Source organism: Desulfurella sp. (assembly GCF_049977265.1).
Taxonomy (GTDB): domain Bacteria; phylum Campylobacterota_A; class Desulfurellia; order Desulfurellales; family Desulfurellaceae; genus Desulfurella.
The window spans coordinates 67117-88458 of sequence record NZ_JBMFGQ010000001.1 but is presented as its reverse complement, the minus strand read 5'-3'; the positions used below and the strand labels follow the sequence as shown (position 1 = coordinate 88458).

Annotated in this window: 25 protein-coding genes and 4 tRNA genes; 21 read left to right on the top strand and 8 right to left on the bottom strand. The window is 33.4% G+C overall.

Features of this window, described 5'->3' with window-relative positions:
- Positions 1-2: 2 nt before the first annotated feature.
- Genes ACP5FO_RS00510 through ruvB form a run of 11 tightly spaced genes read left to right on the top strand, consistent with a single transcriptional unit; the run spans position 3 to position 9428 of the window.
- Complete coding sequence (locus ACP5FO_RS00510; RefSeq protein ID WP_428105503.1) at positions 3-452, top strand: CoA-binding protein; 450 nt, start codon at positions 3-5, stop codon at positions 450-452.
- Positions 449-1306, top strand: coding sequence for an ROK family protein (locus ACP5FO_RS00505; RefSeq protein ID WP_428105507.1), 858 nt, complete (start codon positions 449-451; stop codon positions 1304-1306). Before ACP5FO_RS00510 ends, ACP5FO_RS00505 begins: the two co-directional genes overlap by 4 nt.
- Positions 1299-2552 carry a UDP-N-acetylglucosamine 1-carboxyvinyltransferase gene (gene murA, locus ACP5FO_RS00500; RefSeq protein ID WP_428105509.1) on the top strand — a complete coding sequence of 418 codons (1254 nt, stop codon included), beginning with the start codon at positions 1299-1301 and terminating at the stop codon, positions 2550-2552. Before ACP5FO_RS00505 ends, murA begins: the two co-directional genes overlap by 8 nt.
- Positions 2549-3160, top strand: a complete 612-nt coding sequence (gene hisG / locus ACP5FO_RS00495) for an ATP phosphoribosyltransferase (RefSeq protein ID WP_428105511.1) — start codon at positions 2549-2551, stop codon at positions 3158-3160. Before murA ends, hisG begins: the two co-directional genes overlap by 4 nt.
- The gene (locus ACP5FO_RS00490; protein ID WP_428105514.1) at positions 3161-3814 is read left to right on the top strand and encodes a uracil-DNA glycosylase; all 654 of its coding nucleotides are present in this window, start codon (positions 3161-3163) and stop codon (positions 3812-3814) included. It abuts the gene before it with no gap.
- Entirely contained in the window at positions 3814-4896 is a 1083-nt protein-coding gene (aroB, locus tag ACP5FO_RS00485; protein ID WP_428105516.1) for a 3-dehydroquinate synthase, read from the top strand. The genes ACP5FO_RS00490 and aroB overlap by 1 nt, the downstream gene beginning before the upstream one ends.
- The gene (locus tag ACP5FO_RS00480) at positions 4893-5645 is read left to right on the top strand and encodes a tetratricopeptide repeat protein (protein ID WP_428105518.1); all 753 of its coding nucleotides are present in this window, start codon (positions 4893-4895) and stop codon (positions 5643-5645) included. The genes aroB and ACP5FO_RS00480 overlap by 4 nt, the downstream gene beginning before the upstream one ends.
- On the top strand, positions 5632-6207 hold the full coding sequence (locus tag ACP5FO_RS00475) for a hypothetical protein (RefSeq protein ID WP_428105522.1): 576 nt from the start codon (positions 5632-5634) through the stop codon (positions 6205-6207). Before ACP5FO_RS00480 ends, ACP5FO_RS00475 begins: the two co-directional genes overlap by 14 nt.
- A gap of 15 nt (positions 6208-6222) precedes the next feature.
- A complete protein-coding gene (locus ACP5FO_RS00470) occupies positions 6223-7077 on the top strand; it encodes a sulfide/dihydroorotate dehydrogenase-like FAD/NAD-binding protein (protein WP_428105525.1) in 855 nt (284 codons plus the stop codon).
- Complete coding sequence (gene gltA / locus ACP5FO_RS00465; protein ID WP_428105529.1) at positions 7070-8482, top strand: NADPH-dependent glutamate synthase; 1413 nt, start codon at positions 7070-7072, stop codon at positions 8480-8482. Before ACP5FO_RS00470 ends, gltA begins: the two co-directional genes overlap by 8 nt.
- The gene (gene ruvB, locus ACP5FO_RS00460) at positions 8457-9428 is read left to right on the top strand and encodes a Holliday junction branch migration DNA helicase RuvB (protein ID WP_428105532.1); all 972 of its coding nucleotides are present in this window, start codon (positions 8457-8459) and stop codon (positions 9426-9428) included. The genes gltA and ruvB overlap by 26 nt, the downstream gene beginning before the upstream one ends.
- Here the strand turns inward: ruvB and pseC are convergent.
- Positions 9425-10576: a UDP-4-amino-4,6-dideoxy-N-acetyl-beta-L-altrosamine transaminase gene (pseC, locus tag ACP5FO_RS00455; RefSeq protein WP_428105535.1), complete on the bottom strand. Its 1152-nt coding sequence runs from the start codon at positions 10574-10576 to the stop codon at positions 9425-9427. The genes ruvB and pseC overlap by 4 nt on opposite strands.
- 137 nt (positions 10577-10713) lie before the next feature.
- Between pseC and ACP5FO_RS00450 the strand changes: the two genes are divergently transcribed.
- From ACP5FO_RS00450 to ACP5FO_RS00435, 4 genes are read left to right on the top strand one after another with little or no spacing between them, the layout of a single operon-like run.
- On the top strand, positions 10714-11376 hold the full coding sequence (locus ACP5FO_RS00450) for a Crp/Fnr family transcriptional regulator (RefSeq protein ID WP_428105540.1): 663 nt from the start codon (positions 10714-10716) through the stop codon (positions 11374-11376).
- Positions 11377-11406: 30 nt separating this feature from the next.
- Positions 11407-11757 carry a hypothetical protein gene (locus tag ACP5FO_RS00445; protein WP_428105543.1) on the top strand — a complete coding sequence of 117 codons (351 nt, stop codon included), beginning with the start codon at positions 11407-11409 and terminating at the stop codon, positions 11755-11757.
- Positions 11732-12379 (top strand): response regulator transcription factor, encoded by a 648-nt coding sequence (locus ACP5FO_RS00440; RefSeq protein WP_428105545.1) that lies wholly within the window; start codon positions 11732-11734, stop codon positions 12377-12379. The genes ACP5FO_RS00445 and ACP5FO_RS00440 overlap by 26 nt, the downstream gene beginning before the upstream one ends.
- Entirely contained in the window at positions 12372-13487 is a 1116-nt protein-coding gene (locus ACP5FO_RS00435; RefSeq protein WP_428156846.1) for a sensor histidine kinase, read from the top strand. Before ACP5FO_RS00440 ends, ACP5FO_RS00435 begins: the two co-directional genes overlap by 8 nt.
- Here the strand turns inward: ACP5FO_RS00435 and ACP5FO_RS00430 are convergent, their stop codons facing one another.
- Complete coding sequence (locus ACP5FO_RS00430) at positions 13488-14906, bottom strand: dihydrolipoyl dehydrogenase family protein (protein WP_428105550.1); 1419 nt, start codon at positions 14904-14906, stop codon at positions 13488-13490.
- A gap of 160 nt (positions 14907-15066) precedes the next feature.
- Here ACP5FO_RS00430 and ACP5FO_RS00425 point away from each other — a divergent pair, with 160 nt between their 5' ends.
- The 5 genes from ACP5FO_RS00425 (at position 15067) to ACP5FO_RS00405 (ending at position 18879) form a co-directional block, all read left to right on the top strand.
- Positions 15067-15585, top strand: a complete 519-nt coding sequence (locus tag ACP5FO_RS00425) for a Spy/CpxP family protein refolding chaperone (RefSeq protein ID WP_428105555.1) — start codon at positions 15067-15069, stop codon at positions 15583-15585.
- A gap of 59 nt (positions 15586-15644) precedes the next feature.
- Entirely contained in the window at positions 15645-16319 is a 675-nt protein-coding gene (locus ACP5FO_RS00420; RefSeq protein ID WP_428105559.1) for a response regulator transcription factor, read from the top strand.
- On the top strand, positions 16316-17530 hold the full coding sequence (locus ACP5FO_RS00415) for an ArsS family sensor histidine kinase (protein ID WP_428105563.1): 1215 nt from the start codon (positions 16316-16318) through the stop codon (positions 17528-17530). The genes ACP5FO_RS00420 and ACP5FO_RS00415 overlap by 4 nt, the downstream gene beginning before the upstream one ends.
- An 81-nt stretch (positions 17531-17611) precedes the next feature.
- Complete coding sequence (locus ACP5FO_RS00410) at positions 17612-17914, top strand: ComEA family DNA-binding protein (RefSeq protein ID WP_428105566.1); 303 nt, start codon at positions 17612-17614, stop codon at positions 17912-17914.
- Positions 17915-17922: 8 nt separating this feature from the next.
- A complete protein-coding gene (locus ACP5FO_RS00405; RefSeq protein WP_428105570.1) occupies positions 17923-18879 on the top strand; it encodes an ATP-dependent 6-phosphofructokinase in 957 nt (318 codons plus the stop codon).
- Here ACP5FO_RS00405 and ACP5FO_RS00400 read toward each other — a convergent pair.
- The 6 genes from ACP5FO_RS00400 to ACP5FO_RS00375 all read right to left on the bottom strand — a co-directional run bounded on the left by ACP5FO_RS00400 (position 18850) and on the right by ACP5FO_RS00375 (position 20272).
- On the bottom strand, positions 18850-19641 hold the full coding sequence (locus ACP5FO_RS00400) for a competence/damage-inducible protein A (protein WP_428105574.1): 792 nt from the start codon (positions 19639-19641) through the stop codon (positions 18850-18852). The genes ACP5FO_RS00405 and ACP5FO_RS00400 overlap by 30 nt on opposite strands.
- 6 nt (positions 19642-19647) lie before the next feature.
- A tRNA-Asp gene (locus ACP5FO_RS00395) sits at positions 19648-19724 on the bottom strand.
- A gap of 7 nt (positions 19725-19731) precedes the next feature.
- Positions 19732-19807, bottom strand: a tRNA-Val gene (locus tag ACP5FO_RS00390).
- Between the two features lie 14 nt (positions 19808-19821).
- Positions 19822-20097, bottom strand: a complete 276-nt coding sequence (locus tag ACP5FO_RS00385) for an HU family DNA-binding protein (protein ID WP_428105575.1) — start codon at positions 20095-20097, stop codon at positions 19822-19824.
- A gap of 19 nt (positions 20098-20116) precedes the next feature.
- A tRNA-Glu gene (locus ACP5FO_RS00380) sits at positions 20117-20193 on the bottom strand.
- Positions 20194-20196: 3 nt separating this feature from the next.
- A tRNA-Lys gene (locus tag ACP5FO_RS00375) sits at positions 20197-20272 on the bottom strand.
- A 316-nt stretch (positions 20273-20588) separates the two neighbouring features.
- Here ACP5FO_RS00375 and ppk2 point away from each other — a divergent pair.
- Entirely contained in the window at positions 20589-21341 is a 753-nt protein-coding gene (ppk2, locus tag ACP5FO_RS00370; protein WP_428105578.1) for a polyphosphate kinase 2, read from the top strand.
- Position 21342: the final 1 nt, after the last annotated feature.

The window sequence follows — 21342 nt, the reverse complement described above, 5'->3', positions numbered from 1 at the left end:
AAATGGAAAGTTGTAGACTTGGTTTTGGTAAGATATCAAAAGAAGATGAAGAAATAGTAAAAGAAATTCTAAAAATGAAAACAATAGCCGTGGTTGGTTTATCGCCAAAACCAGATAGACCAAGTTTTGATGTAGCCCAATATATGCAAAGTAAAGGCTACAAAATTATTCCAGTAAGACCAGGCGTGAGTGAAATATTAGGAGAAAAATGTTATACAAAATTAGAAGACATACCCTTTAGCATAGATGTGGTAGATGTTTTTAGAAACGCAAACGACTGTCCAGCTGTTGTTGAATCTGCACTAAAAATAAAACCAAAAGCAATATGGATACAAGAAGATATAATAAGCTATGAGTCAAAAAAATTGGTAGAAAACACTGGAATACTATTTATAATGGATTATTGTTTAAAAAAAGCACATCAAAAATACATTGAAGGAATGCTCCGTTGACATTATGTTTTGATATTGGCGGAACACGCATAAAATATGCAAAAATTGACAAACAATATAATATTGAATATTTAAACATTATACAAACGCCTAAAAATATAGATGAGTTTAAAAATACGATACAGGAGATTTTGTCAAAAAACAATGAAAAAAATATTGGATTTTGTGTAGCTGGCATCGTTGATTATAATTCAAAAACAGTTAAACACTCGCCTAATATGCTTTTTTTAAATAACTTTTCTTTTAGTGAATTTGAACAACAAAATATACACCTTGAGGTAGAAAACGATGCTAATGCCGCTTGTTTAAACTCATACAGAATTCACAAAGTCAATAATATGATACATATTACATTGGGTACAGGTCTTGGTGGGGGCGTGATAGTTGATGGAAAGCTCTTGAAAAGCTCTATTAGTGTTTTCGAAGTTGGCCATATTAGTGTAAATATTAACGGCAAGCGTTGCGGCTGCAATAATAGAGGCTGTATAGAGCAATATAGTGGCGCTAAGCATATACTTGAATTTGCTAACAAAAATAATGTTTTTGATTCATTGGAAAATATATTTAGTAATTATCGCAAAAACAATTCTTACAAAAGGATAGTCGATAGGTTTGCACAAACTTTAGGTATTATAATTGCTGATTTAATCAATATATTTGGTAGTGATTTAATTGTTTTTAGCGGTGGCATGGCAAATAATTTTGAAACATTTAAAGAAAAACTTATAAGTACAGTAAAAAGGCGCTCTTTTGTATACAGAATCAAGCCGTGCAATTTCGCAGTTGATAAAAATCCTGATCTAGAAGGCTTGCTAGGCATAGCTAGTATTTTTAATGAGGAGTTGTATGGATAAATTTTCTATAGAGGGTTCAAAAACCCTGCATGGCAGCGTAGATATAAGCGGTTCAAAAAATGCAGCATTACCTATTATAGCCGCAACAATACTATGTAATAAGCCCTGCACTATAAATAATGTACCGGATTTGGCAGATATAGTTACAATGTTAAAACTGCTAGAAAATATGGGATGCCAGTATAGTTTCAGCAATAATTCGCTTAAAATTGATTGTTCCAAACTACAATCCACCAAAGCCGAGTATGATCTGGTACGTAAAATGAGGGCTTCTATTTTGGTTTTAGGACCACTTGTAACCAAATACTCTCAAGCGATTGTATCGTTGCCTGGAGGTTGCGCGATAGGCGTAAGACCCGTCAATTTACATATTGATGCCCTAAAAGCAATGGGCGCTAAGATTAATATTGAACAAGGCTATGTTCATGCAAATGCAAAAAAACTCAAAGGTGCTGAAATTTACTTTGATACCCCCACCGTTACCGGTACAGAAAATATTATTATGGCAGCAACATTGGCTGATGGTAAAACAACCATATACAATGCCGCAAAAGAACCAGAAGTAGTTGATTTGGCAAATTTTTTAAATAAATGTGGCGCCAAAATTTCAGGTGCTGGCAGTTCTACAATAGAAATAATTGGCGTTGACACATTAAAAGGCAGCGAGTATGAAGTAATGCCAGATCGTATCGAAGCTGGCACTTTTATGTGTATTGCACACGCTACACGCTCAAGCATTACAATCAACAACGCACCACTTTATTGCATGCACTCTATAATTGATAAAATCCAAGAAGCCGGTGCAGATATTCACATAAAAAACGACAATACGGTAGTTGTTTCTCACTCGAAATTTTTGCCTGTTGATATTAAAACATTTGTATACCCGGGCTTTCCCACTGATATGCAGGCTCAATTTACAGCTATGTTAACACTTGCACAAGGCACAAGCATAATAGAAGAAACTATATTTGAGAATCGTTTTCAGCATGTAGCAGAGCTAAATCGTATGGGAGCTAATATAACCATAAGCGGCAATAAAGCAATTGTAAATGGTGTAAAAGTATTATACGGAGCGCCCGTTATGGCAACAGATTTAAGGGCGAGTGCTAGCCTTGTAATTGCGGCCTTAGCAGCAGAAAACACAACGGAGGTATTGCGTATTTATCACCTGGATAGAGGCTATGAGTTTCTTGATAAAAAACTACAAAAACTTGGCGCAAAAATAAAGAGGTTGCCACAGTGAAGCAATTAACAATCGCACTTGCAAAAGGTCGTTTAATGGATGAAACGATAGAATTGTTAAACAAGAAAGGCATTAATATAGACTATGAAACAAACAGTAGAAAATTGATATTTGAAAGCAAAGATACCTCTATAAAATTTTTTATAGTCCGCGCTCAAGATGTAGCTACATATGTGGAAGGAAACGGCGCTGATTTGGGCGTTGCGGGTCTTGATGTACTAACAGAAAACAAAAAAGATGTATTTGAGCTTATGGATTTGGGGATAGGAAAATGCAGCGTTGTTGTAGCTGGGAAAAGCTCTAACTACCCAGACACTCCTACACAGCTAAAAGTTGCTACAAAGTTTGTAAACATAGCAGATGAATTTTTTGCAAAAAAAGGCATGGCAATTGAAATTATTAAACTCTACGGTTCAATTGAACTTGCAGGCCTAATCGGTCTTGCAGACTGTATTGTAGATATTGTATCCACAGGACAAACTTTAAAGGAAAATGGCCTTTGCGTTATAGAAGAAATCATGAAATCAAGCGCATTCTTAGTTGCTAATCGCGTAAGCTATTACACGAAAAACAAAGAAATAGCAAGGCTTCTTGATTTGCTAAAGTAAATGGAGAAAAATCAATTGGGAGACATTTTAAATTTTTATAGAGATTTGGGCGTTGAATACTTAAACATTAAGCTAAAAAAAGAAAAAAAATCATCAAAAAACACTTTTTTTTACCTTGAAAAATTAAAAAGAGAAGTGGAAAATTGCAAAGCGTGCGAACTGTACAAAACAAAAAAGCACTATGTTTTTGGCGATGGCAATCCTAATGCTGATTTAATGTTTATTGGCGAAGCACCTGGTGCAAATGAAGATGAACAAGGTTTGCCTTTTGTTGGAAGAGCAGGAAAGTTGTTGGATGATTTGTTAAAAGAAATTGGCGTAGAAAGAAAAGATATCTATATTGCAAATTGTCTAAAATGCAGACCACCAAACAACAGAGATCCTCAAGAAAGCGAACTTAAAGCGTGCAGGTCTTTTTTAGACAATCAGATAAATTTGATAAAACCAGGTGTGATTGTTACTTTAGGTAGATTTGCTCTAATGCAACTTTTGGGAAATGATAAAAAAATTACTCAATCCCGGGGAATCGTTTTTGAAATGGGGATTTATAAAGTCATACCTACTTATCATCCTGCATATTTACTGCGAAACCCAAAAGCAATAGAAATATTTGTAAATGATCTAAATGTTGCCAAAAAATACTTGAGGATTTAATGAGTCAAATAATAAGCGTAAATGTATCTCAAAGTTATAATATAAGCATCAGCTACAACGATCTAAGTAGTTTGGTAGATTTTCTAAAAAACTCTAATTTTGTTAAAAAACTGTTTATAATTTCAGATACCAACGTATGCTTGCTTCATTTGCAAACACTGCTTAGATATATTGAAAAAACTAACTATTCATACTCAATATACTGCTTTGAAGCAGGCGAACAAAGCAAAAGCAAGGAAGTGCTATTTGATATATATGATTTTCTCATAGAAAATCAAGCTGATCGAAAAACCCCATTAGTAGCTTTCGGGGGTGGTGTAGTTGGTGATGTGGCTTCATTTGCAGCAAGTACATTTATGCGCGGAATGCCACTCATTCATGTGCCTACTACTGTTGTATCTCAAACTGATAGCTCAATTGGCGGAAAAACAGCTATAAATCACACCAAAGGCAAAAATTTGATTGGTACTTTTTACCAACCAAATGCTGTATTTATTGATACAAAATTTTTAGATACATTAAGTGACGAAGAATTTTTTAATGCTTTTTCTGAGATTATAAAATACGGCGTTATAATGGATAGGCAGCTTTTTAGCTTTCTGGAAACACACATAGAAGATGTTTTAAAAAGAGATGCCAAAACGATCTCCGACATTATTTACGATTGTGCTAAAGATAAAAGCTTAATAGTTCAAAAAGATGAAAAAGAAGCCAGCCTAAGGGCTATACTAAATTTTGGACACACGCTAGCTCACGCAATTGAAGCATTCTTTGAGTACAAAAAATACACTCATCCACAAGCTGTGTCAATTGGAGAGGTATTTGCAGCAAAACTTTCAATCAACCTTGGTTTGATTGGCGAAAATACGTTTATAAGAATTAAAAATTTGCTTGAAAAATTTAATTTGCCAACAAAAATTGACAATATTGATCCAGATGAGCTTATAAAAATAATGCAGCATGATAAAAAAACTAAGGGCGGCATCCTGGAATTTATATTGACAAAAGACATAGGAGAAGCTATTATTGCAAACGACATAGAGTATAGTTTATTGATAAAAACAATTAGAGAATTGCAGTGAAAAAGCTTATAAAAAAAATTGAAAAATACTATAAGTCAAAACAGTTGAGTTTATTCTTTTATCCTCTAGCATGTTTGCTATACGAAAGTGGCGCAAAAGAGGAAGCTTTTGATTTACTCATAGAAGGTGTAGCTAAATTTCCTCACTACTTACTCGCTTTAATTAAAATCGCCCAGATCCTTATGGATGAAGAAAAATACGAAGCAGCGGAAAGCTATCTCGAAACTGTTATAAATATTAACAATTCTAATTCGCTTGCATGGGAATTATTAGCCAATGTTTACGAAAAGCAAGGTAAAATTGAGGCTGCTGTAAATGCTTATGAAAAACTTCTTGTTCTTAATCCATCGCCTAAAATAAAATCTAAATTGTTATCTCTTGCTCCTGTATATACACCAAGTGTAGAAAAAGTAACGGAAACAATTCAACAAACTCCTGTTTTCGAAACACAAAAAATAAAAAAAGAAGTGGCGATTGATAAAGATATAGTAATATTTGATGTAGAAAATTTAAGCGAGAGGCCTCAAACAGAAAAAGAACTACCAATGCAAGAAAATAGCAAAACTATAGTTTTTGAGGATATACCAACAATTGACCTGGAAGAGGATGACCAATTGAATATAGCAAAACTGTATATGGAACAAGGCTATGTTGAAGATGCAAAAAATCTATACAATGAAATACTTACAAAAAACCCCCAAAACAAAGAAGCCAAACAGGCTCTGGAGGTACTAAATGAAGAAAAATAAGGTTTTTTTGCTACTAGTTTTATTTGTTTTTTTGAGTTCATGCACACAATTAAAGGAAGTGGGCTTTAGAAGTTATACAACACAGTTTTCTGAACAACTGGATAAACAAACTATTGAAAAAAAGTTATATAGAGATTTTGAGACGGTTGCTATAGCTAAAGTAACTTATTTTAACAAAAACCTTGCAAATCAATACTACGATTACCTGAAAGAAAAAAATGCAATTTCGCAGTCGAACGAAAAACTTTATAAAAAATTCCAGAACGATAGCTATAAAAATACCGTTCTTTGGGTAAATCTGTATAGTTCAGATTTTGAATCAAATAATATATCTGATAAAAATTCATTTTGGAATGTTTATTTAGATTGCAATGGCAAAAAAATACAACCAATAAAAATTGAAAAAGTTCCAAAAGATAGCCCTTTGAACGCTTGGCTTTATTTAAAGCCACGTGAGTTTTGGTCTACTAATTATATAATTGAATTTGATAGAAGTTGCAAAAATAATAACGTAGATTTTAATATGGCTTCAATTGTTGGCAGTTTAAATTTTAAATTTTAGGTAAAGGAGGGTGTGATGTATAAAATTCTCAAAAGGCAAAAATGGAGCGATACAATCTATTCAAACTGGATAGAAGCTCCATTTGTTGCAAAAGCAGCCCAACCTGGTCAGTTTATAATACTGATCACAAAAGAAAATGGCGAAAGAATTCCCTTAACAATAGCGGATTCAAGTGCCAAAGAAGGTTGGGTACAAATTGTTTATCAGGTTGTTGGGGCAAGCACACTAGAGCTTTCATTGATGAATGAAGGTGAAAATCTTTATGCTTTTGTTGGTCCATTGGGTTTACCATCTGAGGTAGAAAATTTTGGTGGTAAAGTGCTTATTATTGGTGGCGGTATAGGTATTGCACCCGCTCACCCGGTTGCAAAAAAACTAAAAGAACTTGGCAACCATGTAATTTCTATTATAGGCGCGCGCACAAAAGACCTTATTATTATGGAAGACAAAATGAAAGAAGCCTCGAATGAACTGTTTATTGCAACAGACGATGGCACATATGGTCAAAAAGGTTTTGTAACAAACATAATGGACGATTTGCTCAAAAAAGAGTCAGAAGCAATAAAAGATATTTGGGCAATTGGGCCACCAGTAATGATGAAAATGTGTACACGCGTGGCAAATGATCATAATAAACAAATTTGGGTTTCACTAAACTCTATTATGGTTGACGGTACTGGCATGTGTGGTGCATGCAGGGTAAGCGTGGGCGGAAAAACAAAATTTGCTTGCGTAGATGGCCCAGAGTTTAGAGGCAGTTTGGTCAATTTTGAAGAAATGATATTAAGACAAAGACAATACTGCGATCAAGAAAGAGAAGCTTTGATGTTAGTTGAAGAAAAAGTAAGGAGGCAAGCTTCAAATGGCTGAAAAAATAAAACCTGCCGAAAGGCTTAAAAAAAATAGAGTTCCAATGAGAACTCAAGATCCAATGGATAGAGTACAGAACTTTCTTGAGGTGCCACTGGGCTATTCTTTACAAGAAGCTATTGAGGAAGCTCAGAGGTGCTTGCAATGCAAACCGCCTTACTGCGTGGCAGGATGTCCTGCAGATGTAAGAATTCCAGAGTTTATAGAAAAATTAATAGCAGAAGACTTAAAAGGTGCGTTTTTGGAAATAAAGCAAACAAACGCCTTGCCAGCCGTGTGTGGTAGAGTATGTCCTCAAGAAGAGCAATGCGAAGGCGCATGTATTATGAATAAAAAAGGCAAACCGATAGCCATTGGAAGGCTTGAGCGATACGTTTCAGATTGGGCTCGAGAGCTTGATTATTCTGATGCAAAACAACCCTCAACAAAACTCAACAAAAAAATAGCCGTAGTAGGCTCTGGTCCAGCTGGTCTTGCATGCGCATCTGATTTAGCAAAATTAGGTTATAATGTAACAATATACGAAGCGCTTCATAAATCTGGTGGAGTGCTGGTTTATGGTATACCAGAATTTAGATTACCAAAAGCAATTGTCGATTATGAAGTTGGTCAAATTAAAGAATTAGGCGTAGATATAAAGTTGAACTATGTGGTGGGCTTAACAGAAAAAGTGGATGACTTAATAAATGAGTACGATGCCGTATTTTTAGCCAACGGCGCAGGCGCGCCATCTTTCTTAAAGATACCTGGAGAAAACTTAAATGGCGTATACTCTGCAAGTGAGTTTTTGACAAGATCAAACTTAATGAAAGCTTATGATTTCCCAAATTATGCGACTCCAATTAGAGTTGGTGAACGTGCAGTTGTAGTAGGTGGTGGTAATGTGGCAATGGATGCTGTTAGAACAGCAAAAAGACTTGGTGCTAAAGAAGCTATTATTGTCTATAGAAGAAGCAGAAAAGAAATGCCTGCACGAGCAGAAGAAATAGAACATGCTGAGGAAGAAGGTATAAAATTTGAAATGCTGACCAACCCTGTTAAAGTCTTAGGTGATGAATACGGAAATGTTTTAGGAATCGAGTGTGTTAGAATGGAGCTTGGTGAACCAGACGAATCAGGCAGAAGAAGACCTCAAGAAGTTAAGGGTTCAAATTTTGTAATAGATGCAGATACAGTTATTATTGCAATAGGTCAAAGCGCAAATCCTATTGTAGCTAGAAGCGCTACGGGTGTAGAAACAAATAAATGGGGATATTTTGTTGCTGATGAAAATGGTAAAACCACACACTCAAAAGTTTGGGCAGGCGGTGATATAGTAACAGGCGCAGCTACAGTTATTTTGGCAGTTGGTGCTGGCAAAAAAGCAGCTAAGTCTATACATGAAGCACTCTCAAATAAACAGTGAAGTTAATTTGTCGATAAGGCCAGAAAGTTTAAAAGACTATATTGGCCAAAAACGCGTAGTAGAAAACTTGTCGCTTGCTATAGCCGCGGCAAAAAAACGCAATGAGCCCATAGAGCATTGTTTGCTCTATGGGCCACCTGGTATTGGCAAAACCACACTTGCACATATTATAGCCAAAGAAATGGATTCAAGTATAGTAACGATAAGCGGTCCATCAATAGAAAAAGTAGGTGATATTGCCGCAATATTAACAAGCTTAGATGATAAAGATGTACTGTTTGTTGATGAAATTCATAGGCTTAATCGTAATATCGAAGAAATGTTATATTCGGCACTGGAAGATTTTAAATTGGATATTGTAGTGGGTCAAGGACCTGGCGCAAAAACGCTCCGCATAGATTTGCCTCAATTTACATTCGTAGGTGCAACAACCCGTATAGGTATGCTAACAAATCCGCTGAGGGACAGATTTGGTCTAGTTTTGAGATTAGATTACTATGCACTCGATGAGTTACTTGATATTATAAATCGTTCCGCGCTTGTATTAAATATAAAAATTGACAAAGATAGTGCTAAAATTATTGCTCAACGCTCACGATCAACACCTCGCATTGCAAACAAAATACTAAGGCGTGTTAGAGATTTAGCTCAAGTTAAGCAGATAGATAAAATAACAAAAGATATTACCCAGGAAGCACTAAAAATAATAAATATAGATGAGAACGGTTTAGATTATTTAGATAAAAAATACTTAGAAATAATAAATAACGTTTTTAATGGTGGCCCTGTAGGTATTGAGACGCTCGCTTCAAGCCTTGGTGAGGATAAAAAAACACTCGAAGAGGTAGTAGAACCATATTTATTGCAGTGCGGTTATATAAAAAAAACGCCAAAGGGACGCGTTGCGGTAAATCAAATAATTATCGAAAAGCCTACACTATTTTAGAACAAAATCTCCGATTTTATTGTATCTATAATAAATTCTTGCTCTTCTTGTTCAATGCCTACGTATAATGGTATAGATAGACACTCATTGTAATATTTAACAGCCGTTGGTGTCAAAGAAGGATCATAGCCTAACTTCTGATAATACGGCTGAGCATTAATTGGTATGTAGTGTGTTTGAAGAAAAATTCCTTTTGATTGTAGCGATTTCATTATATCAGCTCTCTTTTTTCCTATTTCTTTAAAATTAATTCTTATAACATACAAATGATAAGATGATTCGCTATTTAAATGTAAAGGTCTAATAGGTGTGCCATTAAAAGCCATATCATAATTGTTTGCAAGTTTTCTTCTAACTGTCAAAAAAAAATCTATTTTTTTTAGCTGGGATAACCCAAGTGCGCTATGCACATCGCTTAATCTGTAGTTAAAGCCCAACTCCTGCATCTCAAAATACAAAGGGTTATCATCGTCTTTATAAATAAACTCATTCCTGTCTCTTACAATACCATGGTTTCTAAACATTGAAGCTTTTTTTGCAATTTGTTCATCGTTTGTTACAACACAACCACCCTCTGCGCTTGTAATACTTTTTACTGGATGAAACGATAATGTTGCAACATCACAAAAACTGCAATCGCCAGCTTTGTTTTTACCAGCAGTTGCACCTAGTGAGTGTGCACAGTCTTCCAACACTTTTATGCCATATTTTTCTTTCAGGTATAAAAGACCATCAGGATCTACCATATTGCCAGCAAAATCAACTGCAAATATAGCCTTTATGGTACTATCTTTTTTTAAAATATCCTCGCACAAATTTAAATCTATATTGGCTTTTGCGTCTACATCTACAAATATTGGTTTAGCGCCTGCATAAAGAATAGCATTTGACGTAGCCAAAAATGAAATAGGGGTGGTAAGAACTTTATAATCCTTGTCTAACAAACACAGGGCAGCTATATGCAAACTGGCAGTGCCACTTGATACACACACTGCATATTGTGCACCTAAATATTGTTTTATTGATTCTTCAAACTCTAAAACCTTTGGACCTGTTGTTAAAAAATCGCTTTTTAAAACCTGAATAACCGCATTTATATCTTCATCGTCGATATATTGCCTTGAGTAGCCATATTTTTTTGATTGCATACACATCCCTCTTTCAAATTTTTAAACACAAAAACTAACTAATTATAACCTTTAAGCATGTTATTTTCAAGCTATACATCAAATTATTGACATAATGTCTTAAATTGTTTATCTTAGCTTAAGAGAACTATTAAATTATGAACAAAAAAACAAACGAAAAAAAAACTATAGAAACCTTATTCAAAGTAACCCTTGGTATAACGGATTCAAAAATAATTGAATTGTTGGAAACATCTTGCTTTGTTGTAAAAAAGCAAAAAGGTGAAATTATATTTACACAAAATGATAAAGGATCTGTTATTTACTACTTATTGGACGGTAGAATAAAGTTATACCGTTTAGACGAAAAAGGCAATGAATGTATCATACATTTTGTTAATAAAAACGAATTTTTTGCAGAGATTCTGTTAACACAAAATGTTTATCCAGTAACAGCCCAAACGCTCACCAACACCATAATACTGGGTATAGATAAAGATAAGCTATTTCCTCTTTTAAAATCACATACAGAATTATCTCTAAATATAATATTTATGTTTGCCAAACGCATAAATTACCTTGTAGACACAATCGAACGCTTATCTATAGAAAATGCAAAGGAAAGATTTTTAAACTATCTCAACTATTTAAGTAAAATCCAAAAATCCCTCACGGTGGTATTAGATGTGCCAAAGCAAGAGATTGCACTGCTTTTAGGCATGGCAAAAGAAACTTTTTCTCGCATAGAAAAGCAATTGGTAAGTGATGGCATTATTGAAGTTAGTAATAAACAAATAAAGATAAAAGAAATTTTACCTTGAATTTACATTGTAAAGCTAAAAGGTATCCTTATGTGGTTTAAAAAGTTTTTAATTACTCTATTTAGCCTATTCTTTTTCTCGAATGCGTTTGGGAAAGATTTTAAAAAAGTTGAACCTTCTTATAAATCGATGTGTACCTCATACCTGCATACAGCCAAAGAAATGAGAAAAAGTCCACTTGTAACAAAATTTGCTAAAAACACTGAATACAAAAATCAATTAAATTTGGTTGACAAAAACTTATCCCAAGCCCAAGAAAGTTTATCAAACGAACAATTTGAAGCTTGCTACTACAGGGCCGTTAGTGCAATACTATTAATGAAAAGTTTATCAAACATACAAAAAGCAAAGAACCATGAAAATCCTTCTGTTGGAAGATGACAAAGAGCTTGGGAAAGCGCTAAAAGAATTATTAGAACAAAACAGCTTTGAAACAGAGTGGGTGGAGACGTTAGAAGATTTTAATCTTTATGCCAGGACGCGCACATTTGATTTATTTATCATGGATAGAGCGATAAAAAATAAAGATTCTTTATATACTTTAAAAGAGTTGAGAAAAACAGTAACAACGCCAGCTATTTTTTTAACCGTGAAAAGCTCTCTAAGCGATAAATTGGAAGGATTTGAAGCAAATATAGACGATTACATAACTAAACCATTTTACAAAGAAGAACTGCTTGCTCGTATAAAAGCTATAGCAAATAGAAACATGCCAAAAGGCATTATAAAAGTTAAAAATATTGAAATTGATACGCAAAAACACACAGTTTATATAGATTCAAAACCTATCGAAAATCTTACACAAAAAGAATTCATGCTTTTAGAATATTTAATGCGCAACAAAAATAGAGTCGTAAAAACAGACAGTTTAATAGACTATATATGGAATGAGGATGGTAGCGTAGAAACACTAAAATCTCACATTTATAGCTTGAGAAAAAAATTATTAGATAAAGACTTAATAAAAACCATCAAAGGCTACGGCTATAAAATAGATGAATAAATATATAAAAAAGTTTATTAACAATATCATTTTGCTGCATACATTGCTTGTATTTATTATGCTTGTTTTTTTTGATGGAATTCTTTCATATCAAAGATACTTAGATATACAAAAAAACCGCGAGGCTCTTGCAAAAAGAGTGATAGAAAATATTGAACTTTCAATCAAAACGACTGGAATTTACCAAAGCAAGCCTCAGGACATTTTTTATGTAATTATTGATAATAAAAACAAAATAATGAGTTCAAATGTCAGTATAAACAAAGGCATGATTGATAATATTATAAAACAAACAAAAAATAATTTTCAATACTCAGGCCTTGCTTTTCAAAAAACAGGTTTTGAAGATGCAACTTTGGGGCATATTCAAATTATAGCTGCATACTCACTAAACGAAATCTATAAGAATATCGCTTATTTTTTTGGTTTGGTATTCATTATATCGTTTTTTATTGTTGGACTATATCACAGAGTCAGTTATGTTTTATCTCAAAAATGGTCCATACCACTTCTATCTCTATATCGTACAACAGAAGAATTTTTAGATACAGTGGCACATGAAGTATTAACACCACTTGCATACATTAGTCTGATAAGTGAAGATGAACGTGTAAAAAATAGTATAAACCGCATAAAAAACATATTAAATGGCGTATTGGAAATTAAGAAGTTTGACGTTACAAACAAACAAGACGAAAACCAAATTGATACACAAATAATTATCAAAACAATTTTGCAAGAATTGAGTTTTTCTTTAGAGTCAAAAAAAATAACACTCGATTTAAATCTTTCTGATGCTAAAATTTATACGTATCAAAATATTTTTTATATACTTGTGCGTAACTTAATTGACAACGCCGTAAAATATAACATTGACGATGGCTTTATAAAATTGGAGTCGCATATATTAGGTAAATATTATCATTTAAAAATAGAAAATCCATACAAATTAAACGATAATGATCTAAATGCTCAAACACTACACTTTGGTAAAGGTCTTGGCCTTTATTTGGTTTACAAAACACTAAACATTTTAAATGGTGATATTGATATTGTAACAACAAGAGAAACATTTAGAGCAATTGTAAAAGTGCCTATAAAAATTTAATTATAACCTAAAAAGCTTTCTTGCAATTTTCTTTATGGTATTGCTTCGTTGGAGATTTTCCATCATCCAGTCTTCACATACCATTTTATTCAACATAGATATTGTTGGAAACGAATGCTGCGTCATTAATATATCAAACATAGATAATTTAAATTGCATTGCCAAAATCCATTCATGAATAATTTCGCTTGCGTTTTCACCCACTATTGTTACACCAAAAATTCTGCCTTTTTTGTTGGTTATAACTTTTATAAAGCCTTCTGTTGCCCCATCTACAATAGCCCTACCATAACTTGCGTAATCTTTTTTTATAATGACAACCTCAAGACCTTTTTTTAATGCTTCTTCTTGCGTTAAACCCACGCTAGCCACTTCTGGTGTAGTAAATACAGACCATGGCACAAAATACTTATCATGATGAATTTTAAATGGTAATGGATTTATTGCATTAATTAGAGCAATCATGCCTTGATGCATGGCAGAATGCGAAAAATTAGATATGCCATTGCAATCACCAATGGCATATATATGTTTTATATTTGTTCTTAAAGCTTTATCCACAACTATGCCCTTTTTATTGTACTTTATTCCTATATTATCCAGATTTAATTCCTCAAGATTTGGTTTTCTGCCAGTTGCAATGAGTATTTTATCGCTTTCAAGTAAATGTGAATCAGTCTCAACAAATACTGTATCACCTTTTTGATAAACGCGTTTTATTGGTGTTTTATTAAATACATTGATATTTTCTTTTTTAAATTTTTCTTCTAAAACGTCTGCCGCCTCGCTGTCTGCAAACGGCAAAAGGTGATTGTCTATATGAACAATATTTACACGGCTTCCAAGCCTTGCAAAACCTTGAGCCATCTCGCAACCAATAGCCCCTCCACCAATAATTGTGAGGTTCTTTGGGATGCTCTCTTGCATAAATAAATTTATATTTGTCAGTTTAAACGAAGTATCAATCTTATCTAAACCTTCTATTTTTGGTATATAGGGACTTGTGCCTGTTGCTATAAAAATCTTTTTAGACTTATATATACTTTCGCCTACCCTAATTGAATGTGCGTCTACAAACTCTGCATTACCTTTATTTATAATTAACTCAACTCTTTCAAATGCCTGCATCAATTTTTTACCGCTTATGCGGCTTACCTTTTGCCTTACAATATCAAGCGATTCAGAAGGATCTGTAAAAATATTTGAACGAATACCAAACTTTTGTAAATTGTGAGAAATTTGATTGACTTGAGCTGTTTTTAATAATGCCTTGCTTGGAATGCATCCACAGTTTAAACATTCTCCACCTACTTTATTTTCTTCAACTGAAAGCACATTTAAATCGAAAGCACTTGCCATAGCAGATACTGCCATACCAGCTGGACCCATACCAATAACAATCAAATCATAGCTTTTCAAATCTTCCTCCAAAAGTTACTATTAAAGTAACTTTATAAATATAATTACTTTTTAATTTATGTCAACCTTTTGATTTACACAACGTTTACAATTGATTTAAACTATATTTACAAAGCTATTATAATATTCATAATAGAAAATTTACTTAAGGAGGTCTTTTATGAAAAAGACATTTGTTTCGGCGCTTTTAGCGGCAACATTATTTAGCTCAGGTGTAAGTTTAGCTATTGCTGGCCCAATGGGCGGCGGCTTTAACACAGGATTTTGTGGTAATGCTGGTTATGGATATCATGCAAGGGGTAATTTTGGGTATCAATATATGCAAAAAGAGTTAAACCTAACACCCGCACAAGTTCAACAACTAGAACAGCTAAGAAAAGAAGTATTTCAAAACTCTGCAACCAACCAATCAAATTACAAAATGCCTATGTTCGACTCAATGAAATCGGGCAACTTTAATAAGCAAGTGTTTATTGAAGAATCAGAACAAAATGCTAAACTTAGAGCTCAAAACAGAGCAAATTATATGGAGCATTTTTTTAGCATTCTAACGCCTGTCCAAAGACAAAAGTTTGTGCAATTACAAAAAGAAAAAATGCAATTTGCTCTAAAAAATATGGAAAACAGGCAACAAATGTTACAAAATAGAATTAATTATCTAAAATCAAATGTCCAATAGAAAAATTTTTCTATGTGTGTTATATTTAGTCTGGGAGCAATCCCAGACTAGGTGATTATATGGCAAAAATTTTAATGATTGAAGATGATACTGAACTTGCGGATCTTTTAAGAGAATATTTATCTCAGTTTAATATGAAAGTTTTTAATTTTGAATCACCAATAAAAGGATTAGAAGCATTAAATAAATCAAAATATGATATTCTTATATTAGATCTGAGCTTGCCTGACATAGACGGTATAGACGTATGCAAAAAAATTATAAAAAGTGCCATTGATATACCTATTATAATATCATCTGCACGAAGCGATTACTCGGATAAAGTACTGGCACTTGAACTAGCTGCAGACGATTACCTTGCAAAACCATACAACCCTCGTGAACTTGTGGCGCGCATACAAGCCCTTCTTAGAAGAATTAAAAAGCGAAAAGAGCAAAAAAATATTAAAAGTGATTTTGATGTTGATGAAAACGAAATGATTATAATGTATAAAAATAACACATTAAATCTTACCTCGGCTGAATACGAAATATTAGCACTATTTTTAAAAAATAAAAACCGAGTTTTAACGAGAGATTTTATTTTGGAAAACACAAAAACCATGGACTATGAAAGCATTGACAGAAGCGTTGATGTGATTGTTGGTCGTATTAGAAAAAAAATTGACGATGATCCTAAAGAACCTCGCTACATTAAATCTATCAGGGGTATTGGTTATAAATTTGTGGAATGAACAAAAATTCTATTTTGTTTAAATTAAATCTTATATTCATTTTAACTTTTGTTGTATCTGCTGCTCTTTTCTTGTTTGTTTTTTTTACACTTGAGAGACAGTCTAATTTTGAGTTTATCCGTAAAAGCATGTTGCTTGCAAGAACACACAATTTAACAAACTACGCAAAATCTGAAAATATCAGCATTATACAAAACTCAAAAGAAATTGAAGACATTATTAACAAATCAAGAGTAATATTAAAAAAAGAAATGCCTACTGGCATGCAAAACTGGACCTTACTAAAATATAATACAAATACTTATCTTTATATTCAAATGCCCAATCAAAATATCTTAATCAAAAAAGAGCAAAAATTTGGAGCCTCAAGCTTTATATTGATTTTGTGGGCTGTTTTTGTTGTAAGTATTTTATTTTTATATATTAGCATACTAAAATCAATATACCCAATAAAAGTTTTAAGAAAAAAAATAGAAGAATTCAAGCAAGGAAACATGAACATAAACTTTGGGTTGAATAGAAAGGATGAAGTAGGTTTTCTTGCTCAAGAGTTTCAAGAAGCTGTTGATAATCTAAAAAAAAGCGCAGAATTAAGACAGTGGTTTTTGCGCAATGTGGCTCACGAGTTAAAAACGCCAATCGCAAAAGGTATGATAGCAACTGAATTGTTGAACGATACGAGCAGGAAAGAAAATTTTTTACGTATATTTAAAAGGCTCGATGTGCTTATAAACGAATTGCTCTCTGTAGAACAAATTGCAGCCAAAAATATTGATGAGTCATCAAAATGCTATAAATTCGATAACATATTAGATGCTGCAAAAAAAATCTTGTTTGTTGAAAATGGAAAAGTCATATACGAACATGCGATTAATTATACATTAAAAGTAGATATTGATCTTTTTGCCATCGCTGTAAAAAATTTGTTAGACAATGGCATAAAATTTTCTTCTAATCAGACAATAAATATCCTGGAACAAAACAAAAAAATTATTTTCACAAATGTAGGTGAAAAATCTCAACTGAGCACAGACAAGATGTTTGAACCGTTTTCAAAAGAAACTTCATTAAAAAACAAAGAAGGTATGGGTCTTGGATTGTATGTAACTAAATATATTTTAGACAAACATAAAGTAAAAATTACCTATGATTACCAAAGTGGCGAAAATACCTTTACTCTAGATATAAGTAACATATTATGCAATAATTAATCTTCTTCTTAAAAATTTTAAAAATTTATTTAAAAAATTAGCAAAATATGATATATTAACAAAAAAATAGTTGGAGGCTTTATGAAGCTAGCTTTAGGTGTTTTTTTGAGTATTATTTTTGTTTTCAGCATAGCCTTTGCTCAATCAGATAAACTCAATATTAACATTGCAGGTCAGCAAGCACTTACCAAATTGCCGGGTATTGGTCCAAAAACGGCAAAAAAGATTGTTGATTACAGAAACTCACATGGCTTTTTTAATAGCATAGATGAAATAAAAAACGTTTCAGGCATTGGCGAAAAGAAATTTGAAAAGCTAAAAGATTATATAACCACAACAGGTGGCGTAGCAGAAATTAAAAAGAATACGCGAAAAAAATTTTAGGGGGGTTAATGAAAAGAATTGGTGTTTTAACAAGCGGTGGAGATTGTTCTGGTATAAATGCTACACTTAAAGCTATAGTCGAAGAAGCTTACAAAAACAATATAAGAGTAACAGGTTTTTTGGAAGGCTATAATGGCCTTGTTAATGATTTAGCAATTGAATTGACACCAACACAAGTTAGCGGCGTATTGCAAAGAGGTGGAACAATACTGATGACATCACGCTGTGAAGAGTTTATGCAAGAAAGTGGCTTTAAAAAAGCACTTAAAACATTAGAAGAAGAGGAAATAGAAGGCCTTATTGTAATTGGTGGTGACGGATCTTTGCGTGGCGCAAAAAAGTTAGCTGAAAGTGGTATTGTGTGTGTTGGAATACCAGAATCTATTGATAATGATATATATGGTACTGATATGGCTTTGGGTGTAGATACGGCGCTGAATATAATAATATATGCTATAGATATTATACGCGATACTGCGTCCAGCCATAAGAGGGCATTTGTTATAGAAACTATGGGTAGAGAGTGTGGCTATCTTGCTTTAATGAGTGCTATGGCATCTGGTGCTGAAGCTGTTTTAATACCTGAAGTAGAATATGATCTAAACTCTATTATGAACAGACTAAAACAGGAACATGAACGTGGTAGAAAATACAGCATAGTTATTGTAGCAGAAGGTGTTAAAAAAACTCAGGAAGTTACAGAAAAACTCAAAAAAGAAGCAGGTTTTGACACAAGACTTACAATACTTGGGCATATTCAAAGAGGTGGTAACCCAAGCGTATTTGATAGAACACTTGGTATGCGAATGGGCATTAAATCAGTGCAATCTATTATCAATAAAAAATCATCTGTCATGGGACTACAAGGCAATGATATAAAAAATGTAGCTTATGATGTTGTGTTTACAAATAAAAAAGCGTTTAGTCAGATGATGTTAGATTTTGCCAGATTGAAATCTAGATAAAAGTTCACGAAATAATGATATAGCTTTTTCCAGTTCTTTTTGAGCCTGGCCTTTTGTAGGAGCATTGGCGCTAAATCTTACACTCATTGTATTAGATGAAAAACTCTGTGGCAGAGTTTTTACATAAACGTGTGTTTTTTGCGTAACTTCCTGGGATATAAAACCAAGTAAACTTTCATCATTAATATCGCACTCTATAGTTTGTGTTTGTGTAATATTAGGTATGCAAATTGATCTTAAAATTGGCTCTACCTGGGTTTCAAACATTGTTTGCATCTCTGCAGGTACACCTGGTAGACAAAATATATGAAAGTCATCTTTTTTAACATAAACACCACAGGCGGCACCTACACTATTTTTAAGTAATATAGCACTTTTTGGAACATAGGCCATTTTTTGCCTGTTAACATTTAAATGTTTATCTGCAATTTTGCCTTCTTCGTATAATTTTTCATAAAAAAACTCAATTTCAGACAAACACTTTTGACTTAAAATCAATTCATCATTTATGGCTAAAGCTATAGCCTGGAGCGTTAAATCGTCAAATGTAGGCCCAAGACCACCTGTTGTGACAATAAGCCTAGTTTTTGTTAAAAAATAATTAATCGTTTGAGTAATATCATCAAGACAATCATCCAAAAAGATAATAAACCGATTTTCAATACCTATTTCGTTTAATCTTTTTGCTATATAATATGCATTATTATCTTTAATTTGGGCGGATATTAACTCTTTTCCTATACCAAAAACACTACTTTGCATAAAAAATGGCGGAGCCGACGAGACTCGAACTCGCGACCTCTGGCGTGACAGGCCAGCGTTCTAACCAGCTGAACTACGGCTCCGTGAAAATGGTGGGCGCAGCAGGACTTGAACCTACGACCCCCTGCTTGTAAGGCAGGTGCTCTTCCAGCTGAGCTATGCGCCCATATTTAAAACAAATTACTTGTTTGCCAGTTCTTTAAAAACTTTTCCAACTTTAAATGCTGGTAAATTAAAACCTTTAATGGTAATTTTTTCGCCCGTGCGCGGGTTTCTGCCTGAGCGTTCTTTCCTTTGACTCAAATAAAATGTACCAAAACCAGTTAAGCTTACTTTGCCACCTTTTGAAACTGCGCTCATAGTCTCATCAATGATAGCATCAACTACTTTCTTTACATCTGTTTTTTTCAACTGAGTAGCAAAAGCAACTTTTTCAATTAAATCAGCTTTTGTCATACAAAAACCTCCATCAGCTTGGCGTCCCCAGCGGGATTCGAACCCACGTTTTCGCCGTGAAAGGGCGATGTCCTTGGCCAACTAGACGATGGGGACTTTTGGTGGGTCGTGCAGGAGTCGAACCTGCGGCCAATAGCTTAAAAGGCTACTGCTCTACCGCCTGAGCTAACGACCCACAAAATCTTTATTAAATATACATATTTGAACGCGATTGTCAATAAATTATTATATAAAATGCAAAAACTTTGCAAAAAAACTATAACTAAAGTATTTTACGCACAATAATAACATTTTTTTAACTACTAGAAATCTAGTGTGTTAAAAGTACCTTGCAATTATTTTTTGATATGCTAGTCTGGTTGACACTTTGGAATTTTAGAATAAAAGTCTTGATAATAGCATAGAAATCTTCATTTTTATTCATTTAAAAACACTATGGCTTGTTTTTTGTCAAATGAGGTGTATAATTTAACAAACATAGGGGGTATTTTATGTCAAAGGATAAAGATGAATATAAGCGTGAACTTTATAAGCTGTGGGTAGAACTTGTAAAATTTCAAAACACTCTTATAAAAAAAGAAGAGAAGGTGTTAATAATCCTTGAAGGTAGAGATTCTGCTGGTAAAGATGGCATGATAAGAACCATAACAAGGCATTTGAGTCCAAGAGAAACGCGTATCTTTGCAGTTTCGAAACCAACGGATAAAGAAGCAAAAGAATGGTATTTCCAGAGATTTGTACCGCATTTGCCTGCTCCGTCTGAGTTCGTATTGTTTAATAGAAGCTGGTATAATAGGGCAGGAGTGGAACGTGTAATGGGTTTTTGTACTAAAAAAGAGTACGAACAATTTTTTGAAGATGTAGTATACTTTGAAAACCTCCTTATAAATGCAGGCATTAAGATGTTTAAGTATTATCTGGATATTGACAAAAAAGAACAGGAAAAAAGGTTAAAATCAAGAAAAACTGATCTGCTCAAGCAATGGAAGGAAAGCCCAGTAGATGATGCTGCTTTAAAGCATTTTGACGATTACACTAAAGCAAGGGATGAAATGTTTGAGAGAACCCACACACCGCGCTCACCGTGGATAATTGTTAAAGCAAATGACAAACACAAAGCACGTCTAAATTTGATCAAACATTTTTTACTCAACAATGATTATAAAGATAAAAACGAAAAAGTATTAAATCTTGATCCAAATATAGTTTTTATGTATACAAAAAATTTTTTACCTAATAGTTAAA

Coding starts and splice junctions, on each gene's coding strand:
- ACP5FO_RS00510 (WP_428105503.1), top strand. CDS start 3: ATGGAAAGTTGTAGACTTGGTTTTGGTAAGATATCAAAAGAAGATGAA.
- murA (WP_428105509.1), top strand. CDS start 1,299: ATGGATAAATTTTCTATAGAGGGTTCAAAAACCCTGCATGGCAGCGTA.
- ACP5FO_RS00490 (WP_428105514.1), top strand. CDS start 3,161: ATGGAGAAAAATCAATTGGGAGACATTTTAAATTTTTATAGAGATTTG.
- aroB (WP_428105516.1), top strand. CDS start 3,814: ATGAGTCAAATAATAAGCGTAAATGTATCTCAAAGTTATAATATAAGC.
- ACP5FO_RS00475 (WP_428105522.1), top strand. CDS start 5,632: ATGAAGAAAAATAAGGTTTTTTTGCTACTAGTTTTATTTGTTTTTTTG.
- ACP5FO_RS00470 (WP_428105525.1), top strand. CDS start 6,223: ATGTATAAAATTCTCAAAAGGCAAAAATGGAGCGATACAATCTATTCA.
- gltA (WP_428105529.1), top strand. CDS start 7,070: ATGGCTGAAAAAATAAAACCTGCCGAAAGGCTTAAAAAAAATAGAGTT.
- ruvB (WP_428105532.1), top strand. CDS start 8,457: ATGAAGCACTCTCAAATAAACAGTGAAGTTAATTTGTCGATAAGGCCA.
- pseC (WP_428105535.1), bottom strand. CDS start 10,576: ATGCAATCAAAAAAATATGGCTACTCAAGGCAATATATCGACGATGAA.
- ACP5FO_RS00450 (WP_428105540.1), top strand. CDS start 10,714: ATGAACAAAAAAACAAACGAAAAAAAAACTATAGAAACCTTATTCAAA.
- ACP5FO_RS00445 (WP_428105543.1), top strand. CDS start 11,407: ATGTGGTTTAAAAAGTTTTTAATTACTCTATTTAGCCTATTCTTTTTC.
- ACP5FO_RS00440 (WP_428105545.1), top strand. CDS start 11,732: ATGAAAATCCTTCTGTTGGAAGATGACAAAGAGCTTGGGAAAGCGCTA.
- ACP5FO_RS00435 (WP_428156846.1), top strand. CDS start 12,372: ATGAATAAATATATAAAAAAGTTTATTAACAATATCATTTTGCTGCAT.
- ACP5FO_RS00425 (WP_428105555.1), top strand. CDS start 15,067: ATGAAAAAGACATTTGTTTCGGCGCTTTTAGCGGCAACATTATTTAGC.
- ACP5FO_RS00420 (WP_428105559.1), top strand. CDS start 15,645: ATGGCAAAAATTTTAATGATTGAAGATGATACTGAACTTGCGGATCTT.
- ACP5FO_RS00415 (WP_428105563.1), top strand. CDS start 16,316: ATGAACAAAAATTCTATTTTGTTTAAATTAAATCTTATATTCATTTTA.
- ACP5FO_RS00410 (WP_428105566.1), top strand. CDS start 17,612: ATGAAGCTAGCTTTAGGTGTTTTTTTGAGTATTATTTTTGTTTTCAGC.
- ACP5FO_RS00405 (WP_428105570.1), top strand. CDS start 17,923: ATGAAAAGAATTGGTGTTTTAACAAGCGGTGGAGATTGTTCTGGTATA.
- ACP5FO_RS00400 (WP_428105574.1), bottom strand. CDS start 19,641: ATGCAAAGTAGTGTTTTTGGTATAGGAAAAGAGTTAATATCCGCCCAA.
- ACP5FO_RS00385 (WP_428105575.1), bottom strand. CDS start 20,097: ATGACAAAAGCTGATTTAATTGAAAAAGTTGCTTTTGCTACTCAGTTG.
- ppk2 (WP_428105578.1), top strand. CDS start 20,589: ATGTCAAAGGATAAAGATGAATATAAGCGTGAACTTTATAAGCTGTGG.